The sequence below is a fragment of the Carnobacterium maltaromaticum DSM 20342 genome (assembly GCF_000744945.1).
In the GTDB taxonomy this organism is placed as follows: Bacteria; Bacillota; Bacilli; order Lactobacillales; family Carnobacteriaceae; genus Carnobacterium; species Carnobacterium maltaromaticum.
The window spans coordinates 1368076-1393740 of record NZ_JQMX01000001.1 but is presented as its reverse complement, the minus strand read 5'-3'; the positions used below and the strand labels follow the sequence as shown (position 1 = coordinate 1393740).

Genomic DNA, 25665 nt, shown 5'->3' with positions numbered 1-25665 from the left:
AAATGGAGGTTAATGAAAATGTATCTTTTTCAAAAAATTGAAGAAGCAGTCTTTAAACAAAATGATGCTCGTCGGGTGATAGGCGAATTTATTCTTGAAAATCGTGATCAACTAAAATCTTATACAATGGAAGAGATTGCCAAACAAACTTTTACGTCTAAACCAACCTTAGTCCGATTTGCTAAATACTTTGGATATTCTGGCTGGAAGGAATTTATGTATGCTTTTAGCCATGAAGTAGCTTATCATGATGACAATGCCTATTTAGATGTTGATCCAAATTTTCCTTTTTCAGCGCAACATGATACATTAGAAATTATTGAAAGCATTGCTACTTTGAAAATTCAGAGTATCAAAGATACTGTTTCTTTGATTGTAGCAGAAGATCTTAATAAGGCGGCAGAACTTCTCCATCGTGCTGATAGTGTTGTGATTTATGGGACGAGCCCAAACTATTATTATGGTGAACTCATTAAAAGAAACTTGTTATCCATTCAAAAAAAAGCAATCATGGCAAATTCTGGTGAAAGTGGTGTTATTACTCAAACATTAAATGATAAAGATTGTGCAATTATGATTTCTTATTCAGGAAATAGTCATGATGACAATCCAACGAGTAACGTAAAGTTATTAATGAAAAATTCTGTACCAATCATTAGTATTACAAGTGGTGGTGAAAACTACTTAAGGGATTACTCAGATGTCATACTCAATATTTCTAGTAAAGAAAAATTATACTCTAAGATTGCTAATTTTGCGACACAAGAATCAATTTTATTTATTCTGGATGCTTTATTTGCAAAAGTATTTTCACTTGATTATGAAGTCAACAAAAAGAATAAAATTTCAAATTCAAAATTATTAGAGTCTAAAAGGCAAGCAACCTTTAAAGAGCTATCTGAAAAATTTTAGCATGATTAAGTATTTAGAAGAGTGAAATCTTCTGAATGCTTTTTTATTTTGTAAATAAAAGACTTAAGGGTGAAATGAATTTCAGTGAAAGTAGCTTATTTTGGTTTTTTATGGAATATGTTTCGATATGTTTTGAAACTATTGGAAACGTTATCAATAAGTGGTAAAGTTCGATTATAAACAAGAGTTGAATAACCAGGTTATTCAAAATAGGATCTTGTTACATTGAAGGGAGAAATCCATGAGTAAAAAATATGAAAAATTAGCTCAAGAAATTGTTGAGAAGTTAGGTGGAAAAGAAAATATTTCAGATGCGTATCATTGTCAAACTCGTCTTCGTTTTAAATTAATAGATGAGCAAAAAGTAGATAAGGAAGAACTTGAGGAACTAGATGGAGTAGCAACTTATTTGGTTAACGCTGGGGTTCATCAAGTTGTAATAGGCACACATGTGAAAGATGTCTTTGAAGAAATTGATAAGAAAGTTGATGTTAGTGAACAAAATAAGGCACCATCAGATAAAAAAAGTGTGTTTAATATCATTATTGAGTTTGTAGCTGGTACATTCCAACCAATTATTCCTGCATTATCTGGGGCTGGTATGGTGAAGGCTGTTCTAGCATTGCTAGTTGTTTTTAAAATTGTTTCTGTAGAATCACAAACCTATTATTTATTGAACTTATTTGCGGACGGCGTCTTTTTCTTCCTACCGATGATGTTAGCTTTCACAGTTGCTCAAAAGTTGAGATGTAATCCAATTTTGGCAGCATCTGTCGCAGCAATGATGATGCATCCAAATTGGGGCACATTAGTTGCAGCAGGGGAACCAGTTAAATTTTTTGATATTATTCCTTTCAATTTAGCTACATATACTGGATCTGTTATTCCAATTCTTTTAATTATTTTGGTTCAGTCTTATGTGGAAAAATTCCTCAATCGTGTGATACCAAAATCAGTTGAATTAGTCTTTGTACCGATGCTGACATTTTTAATTATGGGAACATTAGCATTTTCAGTTCTAGGACCAATTGGTAGTATTATTGGCGGTTACCTTGCAGGATTCTTTATGTTTTTAAGTATGAACGCAAGTTGGGTACCAGCTGTCTTGATTGGTGGTTTTCTACCAATTATGGTAATGTTTGGCCTTCATAATGGTGTGGCTCCGTTAGGCGTGATGCAAATGGCAGAACTTGGTTATGATAGTATTTTTGGACCAGGCTGTGTTTGCTCAAATATTGCTCAAGCAACTGCTTCAGCAGTAGTTGCTTTTAGAACGAAAGATAAAAAAATGAAGCAGTTGGCTGTTTCTGGGTCAATTACTGCTTATATGGGTATTACTGAACCAACATTATATGGTGTGAATTTACCGAAAAAATACCCATTGGTTGCTGCTATGATTGGTGGTGGAGCAGGTGGTTTATATGCTGGATTAACCAATACACACCGCTTTGCAACCGGCTCATCAGGTTTGCCTGCAATTTTACTTTATATTGGCGATAATTCGATGGTTTTTTTCTGGAATATCGTGATTGCTTTGTTAATTTCAGCAGTGGTCTCAGCAGTTTTAACTTATATTTTAAGTTTCAAATTTGAAAAAGAAGTAGATTTACCATCCGTTAAAGAAGTTATTTTAGAAGATGCAACAGTTAGTAATCCGATTAAAGGAAATATAATTCCTTTGAATGAAGTAAAGGATGGAGCCTTTGCTTCTGGTGCTCTTGGAAAGGGATTTGCTATTGAGCCAATTGAAGGAAAAGTAATTGCACCATTTAATGGGAAAATTGAAGCAGTTTTTCCAACAAAACATGCGATTGGGCTTGTATCAGAAACAGGAATAGAACTTTTGATTCATGTAGGATTAAATACTGTAGAGTTAAAAGGCCAATATTTTGATACTTTGGTAGAGCCGGGGCAAACAGTCAAAAAAGGACAAGCAATCTTAAATTTTGATTTAGAAAAAATTAAAGAATCAGGCTATGAAACTCAAGTCCCAGTTGTTATAACAAATAGTCCACAGTACTCGTCAATTGAATTGACTAATAAAGGGAAATTACTCAATAACGAAGAAGTATTAATAGTTAAAGTATAAAAAAATTTAAATAAAGAATCGCTAAAATTTGCATGTTGAATAAAAATGAATAGGAGCTGTCAATACATGACATTAGATAAAAATTTTTTATGGGGTGGAGCAACAGCTGCGAACCAGGCTGAAGGTGGCGTATTGGAAGGCGGTAGAAAGCTTTCTAATATTGATGTATTACCTTGTGGTGAAGATCGTAAAAAAGTTGCTCTAGGTGAATTAGAAATGCTGGATTGGCAGGATGGCTATTATTATCCAGCAAAAGAAGCAATTGATATGTACCATCGTTATATGGAAGATATTCAATTATTTGCGGAAATGGGTTTTAAAGTTTATCGAATGTCATTGTCATGGTCTCGTATTTTCCCTAATGGAGATGATGCTGAACCAAATGAGGAAGGTCTTGCATTCTATGAAAGTATTTTTAAAGAATTAAGAAAGCATCAAATTGAACCATTAGTAACAATTGCTCACTTTGATGTACCCATTCATTTGATTAAAACGTATGGTGGTTGGAAGAACCGTCAGTTGATTGAATTTTATACACGGTATGCTGAAACAGTTTTGAAACGCTATAAAGGCTTAGTTAAGTATTGGTTAACCATTAATGAAATCAATATATTGTTACATCAACCTTTTGTTGGTGGAGGAATTATCTTTAAAGAAGGTGAAAATCAGGAAGAAATTAAATATCAAGCTGCTCATCATCAACTTGTGGCAAGTGCCTTAGCAACTAAAATTGCCCATGAGGTTGATTCAAGAAATCAGGTTGGCTGTATGTTAGCAGGCGGTAGCCATTACCCATATACTTGTCGCCCAGAAGATTATCAAGAAGCGATTAACCGTGATCGCGAAGGTTATTTTTTTATTGATGTCCAAGCGAGGGGGAAATACCCAAATTACGCCTTGAAAAAATTAGCACGAGAAGGTTTAAATATTGTGATGGAAGTAGGGGATAAAGAAATCCTTGCAGCCTCACCAGTTGATTTTGTGACTTTTTCTTATTATTGTTCACGGACCGTGAGTGCGCATTCAGAAGATTATGAGCAATCAACTGGTAACATTTTTGCTTCAATAAAAAATAAAAACTTACCCTCAACTGAATGGGGTTGGCAGATTGATCCCTTAGGTTTAAGAAATTCGCTAAATCAATTATATGATCGTTATCAAAAGCCTTTATTCATTGTTGAAAATGGCTTAGGTGCAATAGATATACCGGATAGTAATGGTTATGTAGAAGATGAGTACCGCATTGATTATTTACGAGAACACATTCAAGCTTTTAAAGATGCGGTAGAAATTGATGGTGTAGAATTACTTGGATATACAACTTGGGGATGTATTGATTTAGTTGCCGCTAGTACTGGACAAATGAGTAAACGCTATGGTTTCATTTATGTGGATCGTGATGACGAAGGAAATGGTTCACTGGCGCGTTCTAAAAAGAAATCTTTTTATTGGTATCAGCAAGTAATTGAGACAAATGGTGAGAATCTGTCTAGCGAAAATTTAAATATTGAAAAGTAAGAAATAGATTCATGTAGAAATAAAAGAATCAATCATGCTGAAAAATTTTAGTATGGTTGTTTTTTTTGCAAGTATATTCATTGCTTAATTATTTAAATTGTAGAATATAATCAAATAAGGTGAAATGCTAAAAAATCCAATTTAATTTGAATTCGTTACATTTTTAGAGACTCATAAATACAATCACGTTATTAAAGCTCATTTCATCCTCACTAATATACCAACTAAAAAGCTTCTTTTCGTTAGTAACAAAGTTAGCTGAAATGAAATATGGTCATAGTAAAGTTCTCTTAATAACTTTGGAATGAAAATTATACTTGAACAATTGATTCAATTAAGATTATACTTATACTAAAAGTGAGGAAGTGTTTTATGAATACATATAATGATACTGGAGATTTTTTACCTTCTTATTTTTTTCCATTATTATTTTTTATGTTAGGCATTCTGGCTATATCCTTGTTAATTTCTACGTACTTTAATATAAGGGATAATAAAAGAGCGTATGAAGAAGAATTAGAAAGAGACTTTGATTTGCAGGAAATAGATCAAATGGACGGATGGGAGTTTGAAACATGTTTTGCAATTATGCTTAGGCAGCTAGGATACTTAGATGCAGATATCACTAAAGGGAGTGGCGACCAAGGGATAGATGTTCTTGCTACTATAAATGATAAATTGGTCGGGTTCCAATGCAAAAGGTATAGTAAGCCTGTTGGAAATAAAGCTGTTCAAGAAGCTCACGCAGGTAAAAGCTACTATGGTTTAGATAAAGTATATGTAGCGACAAATAGTTACTTTACAAAATCAGCAATTGAATTAGCAGAAGTTACTTCAGTAACCCTTGTTGATAGAGATGAATTACATGAGATGTTGAAGAATAGTAAGACCTATCCGAAAATCAAAGGAAAATAGTACATTTTATTATCTAAAAACTTCTCATTCAAAATAAGTTTGAGAAGCTTTTATTTTTGCTAAAATTGTAAAGAACAAAAAAGCAAACAAATTGGTTCAAAAGAGTCTTATAACAGTGTCATTTGTATTTAAGAGTATCTTTCAGGTTGTTATTAACATTTTTAAATAATAAAAAACAATGTATTCATTATTTATACCTAATTGTGTAAAATATATATTCTTTCACTGGCTTTTTTTAATCTCTCATCGAATCTCCGATTTACAATTCGTAGCAGTTGGCTATTGTTTTATTCCTAACTCCATATGTTTAATAAACGAAAAGAAATATATGGGTTGATTTAAATCCGATTGCAACTCTTTTCGTTTTTATACAAAATAATAGAAAAATACTAGGAATCCAAAAAAACTAAATATTGTTTTTTTGAGAGGTTTTTTCTTTCAGATAAGTTGTTACACTTCCACTTAAGGAATAGCAAATTATAATAACTGGATAAGAGGATGCTATGATTAATACCACCCATAATGGCATTTCAAAAAAGTTCAAATTATAAGACATGTGAGATACTATGAATTCATTAATCAATCTACCAGAGACATTTGATAACAAATAAAAGTATAAAGAGAGTTTTGAAAATTTTAAAAAAAATTCTCTTTGCATAGAACTTTTAAAGTTAATATTACGAGATAATAAAAAGACTACCACTGCTAATAACATTGTTGGAAGACCATTGTAATATCCAAAAATATAGCTTGGATTTTGGTTAAATAGTAAAATGAATTTTTCATAAACTGTAACGGATATAGTTATTAAAGCAATTAAGATGAGTTTTTTTGTCCCAACTTTAAAATCGAATTTATGAATTAATGCTCCTAAAGTATAATACATAATGGGATAAGTTAGTCTTGCAATTTTTCTATGAATATATAATAGTGAGTAATCCCAGTTTAATAATAGTAAGTCAGGACTGATAATGACGAGAATAAGTAAACAAAGTAAACATAAAATCCCTTTTTTAGAAACTTTTTTTAATATAAGGTTAATGAACGGGGCAATTAGATACAAAACTGTGTATAAAGGTACATAATATGGTAATGGTTTAAGAAATACAAGTAAGCTTTGCTCATGTACAGCCCAAAATATATTGGCTACAAATATGCCGATTGATGCTGGTATTAAAAAGTAAAAAATATTGAAGTAGTATTGTTTTGTAGCTTCTTTTTTATATAATAAAAATCCTGAAATAATTAAAAAAATTGGTACTCCTGTTAATACTATTTCAAAAAATACTGAACTTAGTATCATTGTAAAACGATTTAAGTTTTGGTCATAGTAACCAATATCACCAAATTGGTGGACAGTAACAACAAATATTGTAGCAAGAACTTTAACAAAATCAATTGTAGGATCTTTTTTATGTGAATTTTCAGGCAATTTTATTTTTTTATTCTTAAAAAAAATAAAAAATAAAATTAAAAAACTTGCATATAACGTAATGTACATTAATTATTCTCCTTTTGTATTAAAGTCATATATTACATTAGTATAAACCTAAACCTTCATAGCAATCAAGACCAAAAAAGTTTCTTTTATGTATAGGAGTTCTTTTTAAGATCTTATTTAAGAAATAGGGAAAACATATGCTTAAAATGAAAAAATCGATAGTTTATTTAATAATAGACTTAATCTGTATTTTTATGGTCATTAAATATGCCTACTATATTGCTCTGGGCTGGCTTATTTTTTTATCTGTCATTTCAAATTTAATAGCATGGTTAAATAATCATACAATGTTAGCCATCTTCTTTTTATAAAAATGTCAAATTAGGAACAAAACATTATTTTGTTGGAGAATAAGTCAAAAATAGCGGATTGTTCATATATAATTTATTTGTTCTCCCATAAAAAATACCAATGAGACAGTATTGACTTCCATAAAATTCTGTGATAAAGTGCCAATTAAGGAAGGTGCATAAAATGTATTGCGTTAAACCAGAACCATTTATTACGAGACTTAGCTCCCTACAACTTGATTTGATGAAGCGTTGTATGGAGCTTAATCGAGAAGTTTAGACTTCTCATATTCATCAGCCAATAGTTTGAAAATAGGTCTAAAAATTAGGCTTATTTGAGTGGAACTATTTGCTGAAGAATATATAGATTAAAGGACCCAAGACAAAGCTATTGTCTTGGGTCCTTTGTTTTTGTATTTTTTGGCAAATGAAATTTGAACCAAAAGCAGAAGGACAACGTATGAACGATACGTTTTCTTCTGCTTTTTTTTAGTAGAAAAGGGGAATTTAAAATGGGTTTATTAAAAGTTGAAAATTTATCACACAGTTTTGCAGATAAAGTTTTATATGAGAATGGTGCATTTAATTTATTTAAGAATGACCATATGGGAATCGTGGGTCAAAATGGCGCCGGTAAAAGTACATTAATGGATATTATTATTGGGAAAACAATTCCAGATGAGGGCAGTATTAAATGGCAATCTAATGTAAAAATAGGTCATTTAGATCAATATGCTGATGTAGATAGAGAGTTGAAAGTAGCAGATTATTTACAATTAGCCTTTAGTAAATTGTTTGAAATTGAAAAAAGAATGACAAATCTTTATGAAGAAAGTGCTATTTCTGGCAATGAAGAGTTATTGCTACAAGCAGCAGAGTGCCAAGAACAACTTGAAATTCATGACTTTTATTCGATTGAAAGCACTATTAATAAGATTGTTGTTGGATTAGGGATAGATGTAATTGGTGTCAATCGAGAAATGAAAGTATTGAGTGGTGGGCAACGTGCCAAAGTTATTTTAGCAAAATTATTATTAGAAGAGCCAAATGTTCTCTTGTTAGATGAACCAACCAACTTTTTGGATAAAGAGCATGTTGAATGGTTGGCAAACTATTTAACAGGTTTTTCAGGAGCCTTTATTGTAATTTCACACGATTATGAGTTTTTAGAAAAAATTGCGACATGTATTTGTGATATTGAATTTGGAACCATAAAAAAATACAATGGTAAATATTCAGAGTTCTTAAAACAGAAAGAACATTTGAGAGAAGATTACGTTAGGCAGTATGGCGCACAGCAAAAGAAAATTAAAGAGACTGAGGAGTTTATTCGGAAGAATATTGCGGGAATCAATACGAAGATGGCACAAGGACGTAGAAAGCATTTGGAGCGTATGGAACGTCTGACTGAACCGAGCTTTACCCATAAACCGACGATTAAATTTAAAGAAGTTCCTTTGGCTTCACACAAAGTTTTGACGGTTAATCAGTTGTCTGTCGGGTATGATCACCCTCTGTTGAGTCATTTAAATTTTTCGATTTTAGGCAATCAAAAAATTGTTATTACTGGTTTTAATGGTATTGGTAAATCGACATTGCTTAAAACTTTAGTTGGTATGAATTCGTCTTTGGCTGGTGGTTTTCAATTTTCACCACAAGTAAAAGTTGGTTATTATGAACAGGATTTGGCTTGGGAGAATGGCTTATTAACGCCAATCCAAGTTGTTTCTGATGCGCATCCAAAATTAACGGTTAAAGAAATTCGTCGTCATTTAGCTCAATGTGGTGTAAATGATAAACATGTGACGCAAGGAATTGCAACGTTAAGTGGTGGTGAACAGGCAAAAGTGAAATTATGTATTCTTACTTTAAAAACGGTCAATTTTTTAATCATGGATGAACCAACCAACCATTTAGATGTGGAAGCCAAGGAAGCTTTAAAGGAAGCTTTAATAAAATTTGAAGGAACGGTATTACTTGTTTCCCATGAAGAAAAATTTTATCGGGATTGGACAGATAAAGTAATCTCAATTGAGCAAGAATCTATATAAAAAGTATCATTTGGCTAATGAATAAAAATAAAATAGCTTTAGTTCGCTAAAGAGATTTACAAACAAAGGGCTTTCATGTATAATTGAGTAAATTTTCAGAAAAATTAAAAATAGATTAGATTAGAATGAGGGAGTGGAAAGATGGAAAAGATTTTTGCAGAAGCAGATGACTATCATTTGAAAAGTTTTTTTGAAGAAAATAATTTAAATGTGACAGATTTTAGAATGGGAACTATTTCAATTTTACCAGGAGAAAGAGTCCCTAAAGAAGGACTTTCACGACATGAAGAAAACGAATATAGTTATATTATTTCTGGTGGAATGACTGGTGAAAGCGGTGGGGAAGCTTTTGAAATCAGTGGAGGAATGGGGACTTTAATTCCAGCAGGTGAGGAACATTGGTGTGTAAATAATGGCGATGTACCATGTGAAATTTGTTGGGTATTGATTAAATAGGCTTGACTAGGGGGAGTAATATGAAAAAAAGAATTGGATTAGGTTTAGTTAGTTTGGCTGTTATAACCATTACTTTAATTGGATGTGGATCTAAAAGCGATAAGGAAAATAAAAATGCTGAAACAAGTAATCAACCGTTAAATTTGATGGTTGCTTCTGAAGTCACAACCTTAGATTCTTTAAATATGCTTGATTTTCCAGATGCAGTAACTCATACAGCCGTTTTTGAGGGCTTATATGCAATTGGAGAAAAGGAAACTGTTATTCCAGCAGTAGCTAAAGAGTTGCCGGAAATTTCAGAAGATGGTAAAACCTATACGATTAAATTGCGTGAAGATGCTGTTTGGTCGAATGGAACTAAAGTGACTGCCAATGATTTTATTTATGCTTGGAAAAAATTAGCAGATCCAGCAGAAGGGTTAGTCTATAGCTTTTTAATTCAACAAACTATCTTAAATGGTGAGGATGTTGTAAGTGGTAAAAAGCCAGTAGATGAGTTAGGCATCAAGGCCGTTGATGATTATACAATTGAGGTACAACTAAGTGAGCCGAAGCCTTTCTTTACATCAGTGTTAACATTTCCGGTTTTCTTTCCGCAGAATCAAGAATTTGTGGAAAAACAAGGTGATAATTATGGAACAACCAATGAAACTGTTATTTATAATGGACCATTTACGATGGGTAAATGGAAACAAGGTGAACTAGGCTGGGATTTGAAAAAAAATCCAACCTATCATGATAAAAAAAATGTGAAGTCCGATTTAATTCATTATGAAGTGATTAAGGAAAGTTCTACAGCGTTAAACTTATTTGATAATGATCAATTAGATGTTGCAACATTAACTGGAGTTATCGCCTCAGAAAACACCGAAAACCCGGACTTTTTATCTGTGCCAACATCGATTATTAACTATGTTCGTTTAAATCAAAAACGGAATGGCCAAGCAACACCTTTAGCAAATGAAAATGTACGTAAAGCGATGGCACTGGCATTAGATAAAGAGACGATGGCGGATAAAGTTGTAGCTGATGGATCAAATGCTTTAAATGGATTGATTCCATCTGGATTTGTGGGGAATCCGGAAACGAATGAAGATTTTCGTAAAGAAGCTGGCGATGTAATGGCTTTTGATAAGACCAAAGCACTTGATTATTGGAATAAAGCTAAAGCTGAGCTAGGTGATAAGATTGATATTGAGTTAATGGTAACAGATGACGGTGTGTATAAAAAAATGGGTGAATACATTCAAGGAAATTTAGAAGAAAATTTACCAGGGTTAAAAATAAGTATCCGTTCAATGCCAACTGAAGCAGCGTTGAATTTTGCTCGAGAAAGCAATTACGACATGTTCTTGATCTATTGGGCTCCGGATTATTTAGATCCAATCTCAACGCTAAATGTGTTCAAATCACCAAACGCAATGAATTATGAGAATCCAGCCTATAATGAGTTGTTAGAAAAGGCATCTGTAACTTATGCGTTAGATTTAGAAGCACGTTGGAAAACACTAATTGAAGCAGAGAAATTTTTACTAGAAGATGCTGGAACAATTGGACTTAGCCAACGAAATGATGCTATTTTGCAAAAACAAAATGTTAAAGGGATTCAATACCATTCCTTTGGTGCACCAGTTGTGCTTAAAGGAGCCTATAAAGAATAACACTAACGACCCCGTTTCTTTTCCTTTAGAGAAGAGTTAACGGGGTTGTTTGATGTGCTAAGTGCTTTCTACAACTTGAATTTGAATTTCAGTTAAAAATTCAGACTCTTTCAGAGTCTCATGAAAATCAATTTTATAAAGTTCAAAAGGTGGCCCAAGAGCAACGAGCTTATGTTCGTTAATATATGTGTATAGCTTCGATAAGGAGGTAAAACTTTGTTGGTAACTTCCACGATAATGAATGGACAGATAACTACCAGCAGTTAAGACAAAGTCAGGTTTAACCTGGTTTTCTTTTAAAATAAAGAAAACTGAGTTGAAACTGGCCTGTTTTTTTAAGTAAGAATGCTCACAATCAAAAAAGGCTCCAATTGCAGATTGGGTTAATAATGGAATTAGGCTTTCATTGCATTTTTGCAATTTTTTCAAGGTATAATCAACTTCAATTGGACTTTCTAAGGGAGCCAATTCTTGGATACAATAACGAGATTGAAGCTTCAATACGTTAACTTCATTTGCTATTATTTTAGGAGACTCGTCCATTAAATTTATCCGTTCCTTTAGATAGGCTTGCGTTTTTTCAAGCTCTTGGATTTTTTCATTCACTAATTCATATTCGATGTTCAATAAATTTGTTGTCTGTTCGATGGTTCTTTTTTCTAAGTAGTTCCCAATTGCTTCTAGTGAAAAGTCAAGATTGCGTAAATCACGAATTAGATTTAGTTTATATAAATCTTGAACACTATATAAGCGATAGCCATTGCTACTTCGGGAAGGCTTTAATAACCCGATTTTATCATAATGTCTTAATGTATCTGTGCCTATATCATACAAATCAGCCATTTCTTTTATTTTAAAATAAGAGTTCATCTGCAACCTTCTTTTTAGTTTGGCTTGACCTTGGAATCGTTCTAAGGTTTATACTGAAACTATAGCAAAAAAACGAGCTTCCATCAAATTTTAGGCTAAATAAATGAGCTCATGCAGGAGGAAAAAAGAATGTTAGGTGTAGGGATGTTATTTGTAGGTGTTACATTAATTAGTAATGGTTTAGGTGGTTTATTAAAAATTGATAAAAAGTCTCTAGCGGTAATGAATGGATTTACAGGAGTATTATCGTTTATCATTAATTTAGTTTATTTATGGCGTGGCGATTATTATGCTGCTGCAACTGGTTTTTTATTTGCATTTACGTATTTGTTTGTCACACTGGTTTCAGTTTTTAATCTTGATGATCGAGTCTATGGAATTTTTTGTTTATTTGTTGCTATCAATACAGTTCCTTGTGCCTATATTAGTTTTGCTAGTGAAGGAGACTGGCGATTCGCGATTATTTGGTTAGTTTGGGGAGCGCTATGGCTAACTGGTTTTATTGAAACAGTTCTGGCAAAAAAAATAGACATACCAGTTTATTATTTTGCGATTTTTACGGGGATTTTTACAGCATGGATTCCTGGTTTTCTTATGATAACTGAACTTTGGTAAACAAAATAAGCTTGAAGTAATGAAACTTCAGGCTTATTTTTAATTACTTATGTTTACATTTACGGCATTGGCATTGAGTTTTACTTTGCGATTGATTATCTAACTTTTTTAAGGCTAAATCAGATGAATACCAGGCAACTGCGCCAGTAATTAAGGTAGCACCTACTGCAATAGAAGCTGCTCCGACACTGATAAGTCCATTTCTAATGAGTCTTTTCATGTAATCATCTCCTTTTAGTATAGAATAGTGAAGACGGAATCTAGCTCCAACTTAAGATTAGTGAAAGTAGATTACCGTGATTAACTTGATTTTAGCACAATTTTAGACAGTTAGATACTAATAACCTGCGACGGAAATGAACTTTGTTTTACAATTATAAGGGATATCATTTGATTAATGTTTTATATAGGAGTACCATTAATATTGCAGAGAAGAAATGCAAATAATTGATGGAAGAAGGAATTTTAATGACTAATTACAGTAAGAAAGAGTTTAAAACCCTTGGTAAGATTGAGCACACAATTATTAAGCTGGATGAAACGTTATGTAAGATGGAAGACACAGATAGCAAAATCAAACATTTCTTTGAACAAGAAAAAGCTATTCATGAAATCAAGAAAACGATTCGTGAAGCGAATAAACTAGATAAACTTGAAGCTAAAGAAATTGAAGCAGGAGCTGAAAATATTGCTTTTGATGAGCATGAAGAAGATCGCATTGTCGCAAGTATTGGCAAGCATTTTGATAAATTAGATGGTACATTAGAGAAATTAGATGATACAGATAGTAAGGTAAAAGGCTATATTGAACAGAAAAAGGCAATCCATGAAGTTAAAAAGATTCTTCATAAAGCTGGTAAACTAGAAAAATATACAGAAGATGAATTAAATACACCGATTTAATGATTAGAGAGCTAGGGATTCCCTAGCTTTTTTGATTGTAAAAAATTGTAAATTAAATTAAGCTGTTCGCTTATTTTTTTTGATATATCGTGTTATAGTAAGATTTAATAATAAAACAGTGGAGTGAGTTTGATGATTTGGTATGGAGTACTAGGCTTAATTTTTTTTATTAGTATAATTGGAGGTTGTGTTTCAGGAATCATGTTGATTTTGTTTCGAATCGAATTACATACAGTAACAAAAAGAAAACCTAAAAAAAAGAAAAATATAGCTAGGTGGGAAAAAAGATTAAAACCTATTCGTTTAAAAGTTAACTATATGAAGTATTTATTTTTAACAAGTTTAGCTAGTGTGATCACGTTGTTTTTAATTTTGTGGATTTTTACGATTCAATTGCAAGTTACAAATCAATTACCAGATTTAGAGTTGAGATCTGAACAACAAGCAGAAAAATAAACTGAAAACAGAATAAGAGTAGGGGGAGAAGTACTTTGAATAAAATTATTTCACTTTTTGTTTGCAACCCCTTTCTTTAAAGCGTAAAATAGAAGAGTATCATTTATTTTAATCAGACTAGTTCTTATGAGCCAACTCTTCGAGAAAAAGATGAAATTTCGAGATGGCAAAAAACGCCCTATCAAATTTCCCTATTTTCTTGCCAGAGCTAAACGGCTCAACGAACTTTTTAATCAGGCTAGTTCTTATGTACCAAAGCTTCAAAAATAGGAATGGAGGAAATAAAATGAATAAAATTGATTTAGGTAAAAGTGGTTTACTGGCTTCTGAGATTGCATTAGGCTGTATGCGTATGGCAGATAATTCTGTTTCCGATGCAAGTAAAGTAATTCAAACTGCTTTTGATAACGGAATTGATTTCTATGATCATGCAGATATTTATGGGGGTGGTGCGTCAGAAGAAATTTTTGCGAAAGCACTAAAAGAAACCTCAATTAAGCGTGAAGATATTTTAATTCAATCAAAATGTGGAATCCGTAAGGGGAGTTTCGACTTTTCTAAGGAACATATTATTAACTCAGTGGAAGGTAGCCTAAAACGTTTAAATATGGATTATCTAGATGCTTTAGTCTTACATCGCCCAGATACATTGGTTGAGCCGGAAGAAGTAGCGGAGGCTTTTAATGAGTTACAGCAATCTGGCAAGGTGAAGCAATTTGGTGTAAGTAATCAAAATCCAATGCAAATTGAGCTGCTGCAAAAATATATTGATCAAAAACTGATTGTGAATCAACTGCAGTTTGGAATTATGCATACTGGAATGATTGATGCAGGTATCAATGTTAATATGACGAATTCAAGAAGCATTGACCATGATGGCAGTGTGCTGGATATTCTCGTCTTCATGATATGACGATTCAAGCTTGGTCTCCTTACCAATTTGGTTTCTTCGAAGGAGTCTTTTTGGATAATGACAAATTCCCAGAATTGAATGCAACAATCAATGAAATTGCTGCTACCAAAGGTGTGACAAATACGGCGATTGCAACGGCTTGGATTACAAGACATCCAGCTAAGATTCAAACGATTATTGGAACAATGAATCCAACTCGAATTAAAGATGCAGCAATGGCATCAACAATTACATTGAGTCGTGAAGAATGGTACAGTATTTATCGTGCAGCAGGAAATGTTTTACCATAAATAGTGCAAAAAAGAGCAGCCAGATTGCTATCTGGCTGCTCTTTTTTATTCTTTTCAAGAAAATCAGTTTAAAAATAAGACTTGTTTAGTCAGAATAAAATGTTATCTATCAGCCAAGTTTAAAGCTTTGCTTAAGTCTTAATGAAAACAGATGTAACATTATTTTTTTTGTTATAATTTAAGTGATAGTATAGGAGGCGAAAAAGAAAGTGAAAAAGAATGGAATAGCAATTATTGAACGAAAAATAGGGAATCAAAAATTTATTTTAATCCAAGAAAAAGCAATCGGGACTCCAGATGAAAAAGGTTTACTAGAGCTACCAAGTGGCGAAATAAAAGAAGATGAACAGGCAATTGAAGCCTTAAAACGTGAAGTCAAAGCTATGACAGGTTTATCAATTACAACGATTCAAACGGATAATGATGAAGCCTTTTTTGAAACTAAAACACTTGAAATGACGGAAATGATTCACTTTCAAACTTATATTTGTGAAGCTACAGGAGTTCATTTAACCAAAAGTGATCAGTATAAAAATATTCGCTGGATTTCTTTAGGTGTCTTAAAAAAATGGCTTCAAACTCCAGAAAAAATTGCGAATCATCATTTTGACGTCTTAACGAAGTATACTGAACAATGCCATTCAAAATGAATAATAAAAAGAGATTCGGCTCATTGTCCAAATCTCTTTTTTGTCACATTAAAACAAGTAAAATTCCAGTCATAATAATCAATGAAATAATAATACTAGCTGAAGATAAAAAGCCTGTGATTGATTCTTTTGCTCCAAATGCGATGGAGTTAATTGTAGAAAGACTAGCAATTGGTGCAAAAGCGATGAGTACGAGGACTTTACGGACTAATTCTGGAAAAGGTAAAACAAAATAAAAAAGACAGGCTGCAATTGTCGCAAAAAAGTAACGTGTGACCAAAATTTTTGCTACAGTTTTTAAGCTTCCGCGATCAATGTTTATTTCCAAATAAAGTCCAATCATAAACATAGATAGAAATGCATTTCCACTAGAAAATAATTTAATAATAGATAAAGCCTTTTCGGGAATAAGTAAATGAAAAAGTGCTAGAACAAACATGACGATATAAATCGTAAAAGGTGGGGATTTAAAAAGTCTTTTTAAGCTACGAACAATGGAAAATTTTTCTTCTTTTTTACCAGTAATACCTTCTACTAAGGCAACGGTTCCCCCGGAAAGCATTAAGGCATTTCCCATATCAAAAATTCCGAGAATGGGGACAGCAGCACTGAAGAAGCCCTGAACAAAAGGAAGTGTAAAGTTTCCAATATTGTAACCGGCAATACTAAACATCAATAAACCGCGCTCAATAGGTTCTTTTTTTCGACCTAAAAAACCAGCTGTTGTAACTAAAATAATATTTGTTAAAAATCCGATTAAAATTAATAAAAAAAAGATTGAATTGACCTTTACTCCGTTAAAACCAACAATAATAGCTGCAGGTAATGTTAGATTTACAATAAGTTTAGACAAAATATGACCATCACTTGTTTTAAAAATACCGGCTTTTTTTAAGATATAGGCGACAAAAATAATTAGCAAAAAGCCAACAGCCTGCAATAGAATAGTCGACATAACTTTATATTCCCCCTTGAATGTAGACTTGACTAGAAAATACCTTTATAAGCATCACTACTTATTATGAAACTCTAATCAGTAAAGTGCAAGTGAAATAAAAAAATCAAGCTTGCCGAAAGTTAGGAATATGCTATACTTTAGGCAAATGAGGTAGAGCGCTTTCTTGTTTTAGAAAGAAAAGGGGGAATGAGCATATGCTGATTTTAAAAGCCGAAATTAAACATAATTTAGTCAAAAGCAATGGTACACCAGCAAAAATTATTGATATCCAAGGAACTAATTTTTTTCAACCAATGATTTTATTAAATCACCAGATGTTTGCAGGAAGGTATTTAATCACCAGCTGTCAAATTGTACCGGGAGTTACTTACTTGATGGAAATTGGATTGGAAGCATTAACAACTAATAGGGATGTCGAAAAAATCATCTCAAAAGAAGCTTCATTTGATATTTTTGAAAAAGAGCTGAGAGTAGGTTCAGGAAAATTGTTAGACTATTGGTTTGATCAAAATCCGCAACTATTTGATATTGAGATTGTGCATAGTTAAAGGAGTTGTTATTTTTTTGGTGAAAGATAGAAAAGTAGCGTTTATTTTAGCTAATAAAATGAAAAAATTATAAATGTAACGGTTATAAATTAGAATTATATTGTGCTTAAGTGCACAAAGTGTTTTCTATTTGCTCATAAAAGGCATATAATAGAAGTAAGTGATAGTTTTAGCTAGACATATAGGAGGAATGAACATGTTAATTGGAATACCAAAAGAGATTAAGAACAATGAAAATCGCGTTGCCATCGTACCAGCAGGCGTTTCTGAGTTAGTTGCAGCTGGTCACAAAGTTATTATTGAGACAAATGCCGGAACAAACGCTGGGTTTTCAGATGCAGCTTATGAAGCAGCAGGTGCAGAAATTAAAGCGGATGCAAAAAGTGTTTGGGCAGCTGAAATGGTGATGAAAGTGAAGGAACCTTTAGCTGAAGAGTATAATTATTTTTATGAAGGCTTAATTTTATTTACTTATTTACATTTAGCACCAGATTTTGTTTTAACGAAAACCTTAAAAGATGCTGGAGTAACAGCGATTGGTTATGAAACAATGAGAGGCGCAGATGGTAGTTTACCTTTGTTGACGCCTATGAGTGAAGTTGCCGGACGGATGGCTGTTCAAGTTGGAGCTCAGTTTTTAGAAAGTCAAAAGGGTGGAAGTGGCGTTTTATTAGCAGGTGTTCCAGGTGTTTCGCGAGGTAAAGTAACAATTATTGGTGGCGGAGTATCAGGTGTAAATGCTGCTAAAGTTGCGATTGGAATTGGTGCATCGGTAACTATTTTAGATGTGAATCCAAAACGTTTAGCTGAACTAGATGATTTATTTGGAAGCCAAATTGATACGCTTATTTCGAATAGCTATAATATCGCTCATTTACTAAAACATGCTGACCTAGTTATCGGCGCTGTTTTGATTCCGGGAGATAAAGCACCAAAATTGGTGTCAGAAGAAATGGTGAAAAATATGAAGCCAGGATCTGTGTTAGTTGATATTGCTATTGATCAAGGCGGAATATTTGAAACAACGGATCGTGTTACGACTCATGATCAACCAACGTATACGAAACACGGTGTCATTCATTACGCTGTTGCTAATATGCCAGGTGCAGTAGCTAAAACGTCTACGTTAGCTTTAACAAATGTAACCGCGCCTTACGCTTTGCAGATTGCAAACAAGGGCATTGTAGTAGCTGCTAAAGAAAACCCAACGATTTTAACTGGAATCAATTTAATCAATCATCAAATTACGTACCAAGCCGTTGCTAAGGCTCATGGTTTTGATTATGCAGTTGCTTTAGACGTAATGTAATTAAATAATTTACTAAATGATAGGGCGCTATATGTCCTATCATTTTTTGAAATAGGACAAAAGTAACCGTTTTTTAGTAAAGTTTCTGAACAAATTTAGGCATAAGGGTTTTGTTTTTTGTTGAAAAGCAATATACTAGTAGAGAGACAAGCAATTAATGAAGCCATCAAGTTATTAAATTAGTTAAAGGAGCGCGTTCATTTGGCGAGAGGTAATAAGGAAGTAAAAGTTGAAGTACGAGAAACTGAACGAAATACAGAAGATTTTGTTGAGTTAGAATTATTTATTAATGATGAAAAAATTGGAACTGTTCAACAAGAAGGTAAAAAAAATCCAACTGTGTCTATAAAAGATGGCAAGAGTTTTGTTGTTAAAACAGTCGATGCAGGGATTAATGATTTAATTATGGATTACAATTTACACAACTAATGAATGAGAATATTTAGCACCTTTTTCTAGGCTTTTGCCAGAGAAAGGTGCTTTTATTTTCTCCGCAAATCAACCATAACTTTTTTATTTGAAAATTAAATATGGTATGCTTATGATACTATTTTGCATTAGAAGGGAAGTTTTCCTAATGGAGCGCGTTATAAAATCTAAAAAGTCCAGAGAAAAAATTATAAGTGTTTTTCAACTAGCACAAAAAAATTGGGAGAATGCTAATGTTTCTTCCCAAGCAGCACAACTTGCCTATTTTGTCTTATTGTCATTATTTCCTATATTATTAGTAGCAGGTAATTTGATTCCTTTTTTACCAATTAGTACGGAAGAGATCATGCCTTATGTGCAATCCGCAGTTCCGCCAGATATTTTTAAATTATTGCAACCTATATTGGATAATATTTTGCATTCATCAAGTGGAACAGCAATTTCATTTGGGATTGTAACAGCTATTTGGTCGGCTTCAAGTGGCTTTAATGCTCTACAACAAGTGATGAATAATGTTTACGGTACAGAAATGCGTAAAAATTTTATTGTGGCACGAATTTTTTCTTTTATTATTGCATTAGTGATGATTGTTGTTCTAGGTTCAGTAATTTTAATTTTTGTTTTTGGTGAACAAGTCATTCGTTTTGTGCAAGAAAAATTAGCCTTAAATATGGATATTCTTTCTGAATTTACAAGTATTAAATGGGTTACAACGATTTTAGTATTACTGATTGTCTTTATGATTCTTTATTGGTTAGTTCCAAATGTTCGATGGGGGATTAAATATGCTCTACCGGGCGCTGTTTTTGCAACAGTTGGTTGGCTGCTTTCCTCTCAAGCTTTTTCTATATATGTTCGTTTTCAAGGAGGAAAATCAATCGGCACAGGAACGCTTAGTATTTTTATTGTTTTGATGCTCTGGTTGTATTTAATTGCCACGATATTGCTACTAGGTGGCTTTATTAATGTAATGGTCTATCATTATTTAAAAGAAATTAAAGAACCACATCCAGATGATGATCAGGCAATTCCTCAGGCTAAAGGGATGAAACAGCGACGTAAATTAATACGAATTAAAGCCGAAAATGAAAATCTCATGAAATTTTAGCTGAATGCTCTTAAAATTGTGAGGTTAGATTCATCTTCCTAGAGACTCTATGCTAAAATGAGAGGGAGCGAAGTTGAAAAATTCGGATTATCTTTAATTAGGAGCGTATCTATTTTGAAAAAGAAAACAGCAACAAAATCGGTTTTAAAAACGCAACAAAAAGTCGGTTTTTTACCATTGATGACAATTGTCATAGGTTCAGCTATTGGAGCGGGTATATTTAATTTAAGTAAAGATATGGCCCTTGGTGCAGCGCCAGGAGCAGTATTGATTAGTTGGGGTATTGTTGGCGTTGGGATTATTGCGTTGGCTTTATGTTTCCAAAATTTATCTGATAAAAGACCGGAATTAGATTCTGGGATTTTCCAATATGCGGAAGATGGTTTTGGAAAATTTGCTGGGTTTGTTAGTGCTTGGGGATACTGGCTATCAATCTGGCTTGGTAATGTAGCTTTTGCAACGATGTTAATGAGTAGTCTAGGCTTCTTCTTTCCAATTTTCAAAGGCGGACAAAATATTCCATCAATTATTGGAGCAAGTATTTTATTATGGTTACTTAACTACCTTGTGGCAAAGGGCGTTGAAAATGCGGCCTTTATTAATTTTGTTGTCACAGTCTGTAAGTTAATGCCGATTTTTGTCTTTATTGTTTTTGCTATAATGGCTTTTCAAACGTCTATTTTCACAGCGGATTTTTGGGGAACTATGACGCAACAGTTTGAGTTTAAAGATGTTATGAATCAAGTTAAATCAACAATGTTAATTACGATTTTTGTTTTTGTCGGAATTGAAGGTGCAAGTATCTTATCTGCTCGGGCTCGAAATAAAAAAGATGTTGGTCGAGCAACTATAATTGGCGTACTTTGCGTTTTAGTTGTCTATATGTTGGTAACGATTTTATCTTTTGGCGTGATGTCACAAAATCAATTAGCTAACCTACCAGAACCAGCAATGGCTTATGTTTTAGAAGAAATCGTTGGATATTGGGGTGCTGCTTTCATTTGTGGAGGTTTATCAATTTCGATTTTAGGCGTTTGGTTATCATGGACAATTTTACCAGCTGAAACTGGCTTAATTGCTGCTAAACAAGGCGTATTTCCTAGCATTTTTGGGCGAATTAATAAACACGGAGCTCCAGCAGAAGCTTTAACAATCACAAGTATGTGTATTCAATTATTTATGTTTACTTTCTTGATCACAGATCAAGCGTATCAATTTGTGGCTTCGTTAGTTTCTAGTGTTGTGATTATTACCTATATTTTTGTCACGATGTATCAAGTTAAATTTTCTTATCAACAACCAAAAGGGCGTCAAAGAACCATTCAATTGGTTATTGGACTAGTAGCAACGGCATTTCAAATTTGGGCCTTTGTCAGTGCTGGACTAAAGTTCATGTTACTGTTAACTTTATTATTTGTACCAGGAATTTTTGTTTATATCAAAGCTCAAAAAGAGCAGCACCAAAGACATTTCTTCTCACCAATCGAGAAAATTGTTGTTGCACTAATCTTTATCGGAAGCCTTTTTGCTATTTATTTCTTAGCAACTGGTACCATTACGATTTAAAAAAAAACAGCATCCTTCTCAAATGAATGAGGAAGATGCTGTTTTTAGCTTATTCTTTTTGTTTCACAATCCCAATGAACTTTTGTAATTCATCTAGTTCCATGATATTTTTATTACATTGATGACTATCATGACAAATATAATTCCCTTTAGATGTAAATTGTCCATCTTTATTATGCTTTCCAATATTCATAAATAAGGAAACTTGAGAAGAAGTGTGGCAAATAGCACAAAATCCTTTATGCGTAGTTGGAGAGAGCGTTCCTTCGATCCCGATTAATTTTTGTTGTTCAAAGAGAATTAAATATTTTCTTTGTTTCCCGGCATCATTCCAACCATAAAATGTATAGTCAGCTAAATTAAGTGTATCCCAATTAGGGATGTGTAATTTTTTAGTTTTGCGAAATAATTTTTTTAATGCTGCATCAGAAGGTTGCTCAAAAGGAATAATAAAATCCTCTAATAGGATTAAATAAGCATCCATTTCTTTTTGAGAATGGCTAAATTGCACGATTCGATTAAGAAGTTCTTTTTCTGATTCAGTTGGTTGATTAAAGCGAGTAAGTATTTTTTCAATGACTACTAATTTCATAGTTTGAATAGTAGCGAAGTCATTGAGTGAACGATGCGCTTTAAGCAATTCATTTGCTTGGAATTGAATAAAATTGTAAGTGTAGGGTTGGATAAATTTTTCCATTATAGTGTTTCCTCCGTATAAAAGTTCTATTTTGTTTAACAATAAAGTTAACTTTAGTAGGGAGGCTTACTATTAAAGTAACTGAAACGACACTACTAAAGTTGTCCCACCCATCGTATAGAAATGCATTTTATATGCACCATTTGATCACCACCTAAAATTTAGTTTATTTAAATTGATACGAAAAAAATTGTCGTTCCTATTATAATTCTAAGCCAGTATACTATAATTTTATAGACTGAATCAAGTTTAGTTAATTGAAACATACTAGAATTTCTAAGTTGAATGTAGCTTTCTTGTTAAAATACGACTTGAAAAATAAATTTATAAAAAATGTAAGAATTTGGTAAAGATTTATTTCTGTAAATAGCTTATAATAGTAAATTGAGACAAGAATAATTAAACGACTTTTCATAGAAGCTATTTTGGAAGTTTTATTGAAAAATGGTACGTGAAATTCAGTCTATAATAGGGTATGATTAATGAAACAATAAATACAAGTTAATTTTTATGAACCAGCTCTTCGAAAAGAAGATGGAATTTCGAGGTGACAAAAAGCGTCACATCAAATTCCCCTATTTTCTTGCTAGAGCTACCCGGCTCAACAAACTTTTTATTAAGGCTAGTTCTTATGAGCCAACTCCTCGAGAAAAAGATGAAAATTTGAGATGGCAAAAAAACGCCATATCAATTTTCCCTATTTTCTTATCGGAGCTACCCGGCTCAACAAACTTTTTATTTACAAGGAGACTTTAGAAAACATGGCAGAAAACAGCAATAGTGAATCTAAAATAGATTATGGTATCATCTTATCCGTCATGTTACTGTGTATTATTAGTATCGCAACTATTTATTCAACAACAGTAATTGATATGGGCGGGAGTATTAAAGCAACGATTATGCATATCGCTTGGTATGTCATTGGAGCTGTGGCGATTGCGGTCATTATGCAATTTGACTCAGAACAGCTTTGGAAATTAGCACCAATTGCCTACTGGGGTGGGATTGTCCTGCTAGTGCTGGTTTTATTCCTTTATGATCGACCAACTGAAGCTGTAACCGGCGCAAAGAGTTGGTTCAAAATTGGTGGTCTGACCTTCCAGCCTTCTGAGGTAATGAAAGTTGCCTTTATCTTAATGATGGCTCGTGTCGTTACGAAACACAATAGCCGTTTTAATCAACATCAACCTTCAACTGATTTTTTATTATTAGGTAAAATGTTTTTAACAGCCGCAATTCCACTAGGTCTTGTATTAGTTCAAAATGACTTAGGAACAACGTTGGTATTTATAGCAATCATCGGTGGGATGGTCTTAATGTCAGGAATTACGTGGAAAATTTTGCTTCCGTTATTTACACTAGGATTTAGTACTTTTTGCGGTGCGTTATGGTTAGTTATGAATGACCGACCGTTCCTACTTAAATTAGGCTTTAAAAATTACCAATTTGCTCGGATTGATTCTTGGTTAAATCCTTATCACGATGTTTCAGGAGATGCTTACCAGCTAGTACAAAGTATGAAAGCCATTGGCTCTGGTAAAGTATTTGGTAAAGGCTTTGGTATTTTTGAAGTGTATGTGCCTGTTAGAGAGTCGGATATGATCTTCTCTACAATTGCGGAAAACTTTGGTTTTATTGGAAGTTGTATATTGATTTTCCTTTATTTCTTACTAATTTATCAAATGATTCGCGTATGTTTTGATACGAAAAATGAATTTTATACCTATATTTCAACTGGGGTTATTATGATGATTCTATTCCATGTTCTGGAGAATATTGGGATGAGTATCGGATTACTACCATTGACTGGTATTCCATTACCGTTTATTTCACAAGGTGGGACGGCGTTGCTAGGAAACATGATGGCTGTCGGCTTAATCTTATCGATGCGGTACCATTATAAGAGTTATATGTTCTCTGATGAAGAAAAAGAATTTTAGATTCAACTTTAACTGACAACGTAAATCATGTTATACTAAAGATAATAAAATTTTAGTGAAAAAGAACTCATGCTGAATTCGATTTTTCTAAATAAATTCTGGAGGTATACACACAATGATTCAATTTTACGAACACCCAAGATGTTCTACATGTAAAAAAGCTAGAGCTTGGTTAGATGAAAATAAAGTCGTCTATAACCAAATCAACCTTTTAGAAACGCCGCCAACAGCTAAGGAATTAGCTAGCTGGATTGAAGCTTCTGGTTTACCAATTCGTCGCTTTTTTAACACAAGTGGTGGGAAATACCGTGAACTAGGACTAAAAGATAAGATTGATGATATGGATATCGCTGAAGCCAGTGCATTGCTTGCTACAGATGGTATGCTGATTAAGCGACCGCTAATGACTGATGGTAAAAAATTAACATTAGGCTTCAAGGAAGCAGATTTCGAAAAAAACTGGAAATAAAGTTGGGAGTAGAGGACATGACAGTTTACTATAGTGAAAATGGCTTATGGCTAGAAGAAGTTCAAGAAGGTATAAAAGTAGGGATTTCTGCTAAAGGGCAAGATGATTTAGGTGAGGTTATGTTTGTTGATTTAACTCCTGAAACAACCCAAGTAGAAAAAGATGCAACTTTAATTGGTGTCGAAGCCGCAAAAGCTGTAACAGAATTAACTTCACCTGTAAAAGGTCAAGTTGTTGCGTGGAATCTTGAACTGAGTGAAAACCCAGAACTTTTAAATAGTACTAAAAAGGAAGATAACTGGATTGTTATTTTAGATCAAGTTGATAAAGAATTATTATCTAGTCTGGCAATTTCAGAGTAAGCCTTGACAGAAGGCTTTACCGTCTGCTAAACTTAGAACAATTAAAGAAAAGCGATGATAAGAAGAGTACGTTTTAATGTCATTTAAAAGAGAGCCTGGATAGCTGAAAAAAGGCAATGAATATAGAACTGAAGATGGTCTTTGAGCGAGGAGTAGGCGAATTGGTTTTACCAACAAGCTTATTACGGG

24 protein-coding genes, 1 pseudogene and 1 other annotated feature (1 of these 26 only partly in view) are annotated in these 25665 nt (G+C 33.0%); of the genes and pseudogenes, 20 read left to right on the top strand and 5 right to left on the bottom strand.

All coding sequences use genetic code 11. The annotated features are described in order from the left end of the window. The first annotated feature begins 18 nt into the window (after positions 1–18). The 4 genes from BR77_RS06750 to BR77_RS06735 all read left to right on the top strand — a co-directional run bounded on the left by BR77_RS06750 (position 19) and on the right by BR77_RS06735 (position 5434). Positions 19–912: a MurR/RpiR family transcriptional regulator gene (locus BR77_RS06750; RefSeq protein ID WP_015075788.1), complete on the top strand. Its 894-nt coding sequence runs from the start codon at positions 19–21 to the stop codon at positions 910–912. A gap of 241 nt (positions 913–1153) precedes the next feature. Then, positions 1154–3001 carry a beta-glucoside-specific PTS transporter subunit IIABC gene (locus BR77_RS06745; RefSeq protein ID WP_015075789.1) on the top strand — a complete coding sequence of 616 codons (1848 nt, stop codon included), beginning with the start codon at positions 1154–1156 and terminating at the stop codon, positions 2999–3001. A 66-nt stretch (positions 3002–3067) separates the two neighbouring features. Next, the gene (locus BR77_RS06740; RefSeq protein WP_015075790.1) at positions 3068–4519 is read left to right on the top strand and encodes a 6-phospho-beta-glucosidase; all 1452 of its coding nucleotides are present in this window, start codon (positions 3068–3070) and stop codon (positions 4517–4519) included. A gap of 372 nt (positions 4520–4891) precedes the next feature. Next, positions 4892–5434, top strand: a complete 543-nt coding sequence (locus tag BR77_RS06735) for a restriction endonuclease (RefSeq protein ID WP_015075791.1) — start codon at positions 4892–4894, stop codon at positions 5432–5434. Between the two features lie 406 nt (positions 5435–5840). Here BR77_RS06735 and BR77_RS06730 read toward each other — a convergent pair whose 3' ends face one another. Next, positions 5841–6935 carry an acyltransferase gene (locus tag BR77_RS06730; protein WP_016356354.1) on the bottom strand — a complete coding sequence of 365 codons (1095 nt, stop codon included), beginning with the start codon at positions 6933–6935 and terminating at the stop codon, positions 5841–5843. A gap of 802 nt (positions 6936–7737) precedes the next feature. Here BR77_RS06730 and BR77_RS06725 point away from each other — a divergent pair. The 3 genes from BR77_RS06725 to BR77_RS06715 all read left to right on the top strand — a co-directional run bounded on the left by BR77_RS06725 (position 7738) and on the right by BR77_RS06715 (position 11393). Further along, positions 7738–9276 (top strand): ABC-F family ATP-binding cassette domain-containing protein, encoded by a 1539-nt coding sequence (locus BR77_RS06725; RefSeq protein WP_016356355.1) that lies wholly within the window; start codon positions 7738–7740, stop codon positions 9274–9276. Positions 9277–9417: 141 nt separating this feature from the next. Continuing rightward, on the top strand, positions 9418–9732 hold the full coding sequence (locus tag BR77_RS06720) for a cupin domain-containing protein (protein WP_010050980.1): 315 nt from the start codon (positions 9418–9420) through the stop codon (positions 9730–9732). 20 nt (positions 9733–9752) lie between these two features. Continuing rightward, a complete protein-coding gene (locus tag BR77_RS06715; protein ID WP_015075796.1) occupies positions 9753–11393 on the top strand; it encodes a peptide ABC transporter substrate-binding protein in 1641 nt (546 codons plus the stop codon). Between the two features lie 57 nt (positions 11394–11450). Here the strand turns inward: BR77_RS06715 and BR77_RS06710 are convergent, their stop codons facing one another. Continuing rightward, positions 11451–12263 (bottom strand): MerR family transcriptional regulator, encoded by an 813-nt coding sequence (locus BR77_RS06710; protein WP_015075797.1) that lies wholly within the window; start codon positions 12261–12263, stop codon positions 11451–11453. A gap of 129 nt (positions 12264–12392) precedes the next feature. Between BR77_RS06710 and BR77_RS06705 the strand changes: the two genes are divergently transcribed. Next, positions 12393–12878 carry an AmiS/UreI family transporter gene (locus BR77_RS06705; RefSeq protein ID WP_015075798.1) on the top strand — a complete coding sequence of 162 codons (486 nt, stop codon included), beginning with the start codon at positions 12393–12395 and terminating at the stop codon, positions 12876–12878. A 43-nt stretch (positions 12879–12921) separates the two neighbouring features. Here BR77_RS06705 and BR77_RS19050 read toward each other — a convergent pair whose 3' ends face one another. Further along, positions 12922–13098 carry a hypothetical protein gene (locus BR77_RS19050; protein WP_015075799.1) on the bottom strand — a complete coding sequence of 59 codons (177 nt, stop codon included), beginning with the start codon at positions 13096–13098 and terminating at the stop codon, positions 12922–12924. A gap of 230 nt (positions 13099–13328) precedes the next feature. Between BR77_RS19050 and BR77_RS19415 the strand changes: the two genes are divergently transcribed. The 4 genes and pseudogenes from BR77_RS19415 (at position 13329) to BR77_RS06680 (ending at position 16090) form a co-directional block, all read left to right on the top strand. Continuing rightward, positions 13329–13781, top strand: a complete 453-nt coding sequence (locus tag BR77_RS19415) for a hypothetical protein (RefSeq protein WP_015075800.1) — start codon at positions 13329–13331, stop codon at positions 13779–13781. Between the two features lie 132 nt (positions 13782–13913). Beyond that, positions 13914–14237 (top strand): hypothetical protein, encoded by a 324-nt coding sequence (locus tag BR77_RS06690; RefSeq protein ID WP_016356356.1) that lies wholly within the window; start codon positions 13914–13916, stop codon positions 14235–14237. Positions 14238–14523: 286 nt separating this feature from the next. Further along, positions 14524–15440, top strand: a pseudogene (locus tag BR77_RS06685) (aldo/keto reductase). A 209-nt stretch (positions 15441–15649) separates the two neighbouring features. Continuing rightward, positions 15650–16090 (top strand): NUDIX hydrolase, encoded by a 441-nt coding sequence (locus BR77_RS06680; RefSeq protein WP_015075804.1) that lies wholly within the window; start codon positions 15650–15652, stop codon positions 16088–16090. Positions 16091–16133: 43 nt separating this feature from the next. Here BR77_RS06680 and BR77_RS06675 read toward each other — a convergent pair whose 3' ends face one another. Then, positions 16134–17045 (bottom strand): AEC family transporter, encoded by a 912-nt coding sequence (locus BR77_RS06675; RefSeq protein ID WP_010050988.1) that lies wholly within the window; start codon positions 17043–17045, stop codon positions 16134–16136. 197 nt (positions 17046–17242) lie between these two features. Here BR77_RS06675 and BR77_RS06670 point away from each other — a divergent pair, with 197 nt between their 5' ends. From BR77_RS06670 to arcD, 5 genes are all read left to right on the top strand, one after another. After that, entirely contained in the window at positions 17243–17596 is a 354-nt protein-coding gene (locus BR77_RS06670; protein ID WP_015075807.1) for a hypothetical protein, read from the top strand. 196 nt (positions 17597–17792) lie between these two features. Continuing rightward, positions 17793–18905 (top strand): alanine dehydrogenase, encoded by a 1113-nt coding sequence (gene ald, locus BR77_RS06665; protein ID WP_015075808.1) that lies wholly within the window; start codon positions 17793–17795, stop codon positions 18903–18905. A 201-nt stretch (positions 18906–19106) separates the two neighbouring features. Then, positions 19107–19334, top strand: a complete 228-nt coding sequence (locus BR77_RS06660) for a DUF2969 domain-containing protein (RefSeq protein ID WP_016356357.1) — start codon at positions 19107–19109, stop codon at positions 19332–19334. 148 nt (positions 19335–19482) lie between these two features. Then, on the top strand, positions 19483–20442 hold the full coding sequence (locus BR77_RS06655) for a YihY/virulence factor BrkB family protein (RefSeq protein WP_015075810.1): 960 nt from the start codon (positions 19483–19485) through the stop codon (positions 20440–20442). 114 nt (positions 20443–20556) lie between these two features. Continuing rightward, positions 20557–22008 (top strand): arginine-ornithine antiporter, encoded by a 1452-nt coding sequence (gene arcD / locus BR77_RS06650; protein WP_010050998.1) that lies wholly within the window; start codon positions 20557–20559, stop codon positions 22006–22008. 49 nt (positions 22009–22057) lie between these two features. Here arcD and BR77_RS06645 read toward each other — a convergent pair whose 3' ends face one another. Then, positions 22058–22705 carry a FusB/FusC family EF-G-binding protein gene (locus BR77_RS06645; protein WP_015075811.1) on the bottom strand — a complete coding sequence of 216 codons (648 nt, stop codon included), beginning with the start codon at positions 22703–22705 and terminating at the stop codon, positions 22058–22060. Positions 22706–23466: 761 nt separating this feature from the next. On the opposite strand from BR77_RS06645, the gene BR77_RS06640 reads away from it, so the two are divergent. From BR77_RS06640 to BR77_RS06630, 3 genes are all read left to right on the top strand, one after another. Next, positions 23467–24645 (top strand): FtsW/RodA/SpoVE family cell cycle protein, encoded by a 1179-nt coding sequence (locus BR77_RS06640; protein ID WP_035064373.1) that lies wholly within the window; start codon positions 23467–23469, stop codon positions 24643–24645. A gap of 115 nt (positions 24646–24760) precedes the next feature. Then, the gene (locus tag BR77_RS06635; protein WP_010051002.1) at positions 24761–25114 is read left to right on the top strand and encodes an arsenate reductase family protein; all 354 of its coding nucleotides are present in this window, start codon (positions 24761–24763) and stop codon (positions 25112–25114) included. A 17-nt stretch (positions 25115–25131) separates the two neighbouring features. Next, positions 25132–25476, top strand: coding sequence for a glycine cleavage system H family protein (locus BR77_RS06630; RefSeq protein ID WP_015075814.1), 345 nt, complete (start codon positions 25132–25134; stop codon positions 25474–25476). Between the two features lie 45 nt (positions 25477–25521). Next, positions 25522–25665, top strand: a binding site (T-box leader) (it continues 125 nt past the right edge of the window).

Bases quoted from the DNA above. Each gene is read 5' to 3' on its own strand.
- BR77_RS06740 (WP_015075790.1), top strand. From the start codon at position 3,068: ATGACATTAGATAAAAATTTTTTATGGGGTGGAGCAACAGCTGCGAAC.
- BR77_RS06730 (WP_016356354.1), bottom strand. From the start codon at position 6,935: ATGTACATTACGTTATATGCAAGTTTTTTAATTTTATTTTTTATTTTT.
- BR77_RS06670 (WP_015075807.1), top strand. From the start codon at position 17,243: ATGCTGATTTTAAAAGCCGAAATTAAACATAATTTAGTCAAAAGCAAT.
- BR77_RS19050 (WP_015075799.1), bottom strand. From the start codon at position 13,098: ATGAAAAGACTCATTAGAAATGGACTTATCAGTGTCGGAGCAGCTTCT.
- BR77_RS06690 (WP_016356356.1), top strand. From the start codon at position 13,914: ATGATTTGGTATGGAGTACTAGGCTTAATTTTTTTTATTAGTATAATT.
- BR77_RS06645 (WP_015075811.1), bottom strand. From the start codon at position 22,705: ATGGAAAAATTTATCCAACCCTACACTTACAATTTTATTCAATTCCAA.
- BR77_RS06745 (WP_015075789.1), top strand. From the start codon at position 1,154: ATGAGTAAAAAATATGAAAAATTAGCTCAAGAAATTGTTGAGAAGTTA.
- BR77_RS06655 (WP_015075810.1), top strand. From the start codon at position 19,483: ATGGAGCGCGTTATAAAATCTAAAAAGTCCAGAGAAAAAATTATAAGT.
- BR77_RS06640 (WP_035064373.1), top strand. From the start codon at position 23,467: ATGGCAGAAAACAGCAATAGTGAATCTAAAATAGATTATGGTATCATC.
- BR77_RS06675 (WP_010050988.1), bottom strand. From the start codon at position 17,045: ATGTCGACTATTCTATTGCAGGCTGTTGGCTTTTTGCTAATTATTTTT.
- BR77_RS06715 (WP_015075796.1), top strand. From the start codon at position 9,753: ATGAAAAAAAGAATTGGATTAGGTTTAGTTAGTTTGGCTGTTATAACC.
- BR77_RS06750 (WP_015075788.1), top strand. From the start codon at position 19: ATGTATCTTTTTCAAAAAATTGAAGAAGCAGTCTTTAAACAAAATGAT.
- BR77_RS06735 (WP_015075791.1), top strand. From the start codon at position 4,892: ATGAATACATATAATGATACTGGAGATTTTTTACCTTCTTATTTTTTT.
- BR77_RS19415 (WP_015075800.1), top strand. From the start codon at position 13,329: ATGGAAGAAGGAATTTTAATGACTAATTACAGTAAGAAAGAGTTTAAA.
- BR77_RS06725 (WP_016356355.1), top strand. From the start codon at position 7,738: ATGGGTTTATTAAAAGTTGAAAATTTATCACACAGTTTTGCAGATAAA.
- ald (WP_015075808.1), top strand. From the start codon at position 17,793: ATGTTAATTGGAATACCAAAAGAGATTAAGAACAATGAAAATCGCGTT.
- BR77_RS06710 (WP_015075797.1), bottom strand. From the start codon at position 12,263: ATGAACTCTTATTTTAAAATAAAAGAAATGGCTGATTTGTATGATATA.
- BR77_RS06720 (WP_010050980.1), top strand. From the start codon at position 9,418: ATGGAAAAGATTTTTGCAGAAGCAGATGACTATCATTTGAAAAGTTTT.
- BR77_RS06635 (WP_010051002.1), top strand. From the start codon at position 24,761: ATGATTCAATTTTACGAACACCCAAGATGTTCTACATGTAAAAAAGCT.
- BR77_RS06630 (WP_015075814.1), top strand. From the start codon at position 25,132: ATGACAGTTTACTATAGTGAAAATGGCTTATGGCTAGAAGAAGTTCAA.
- BR77_RS06705 (WP_015075798.1), top strand. From the start codon at position 12,393: ATGTTAGGTGTAGGGATGTTATTTGTAGGTGTTACATTAATTAGTAAT.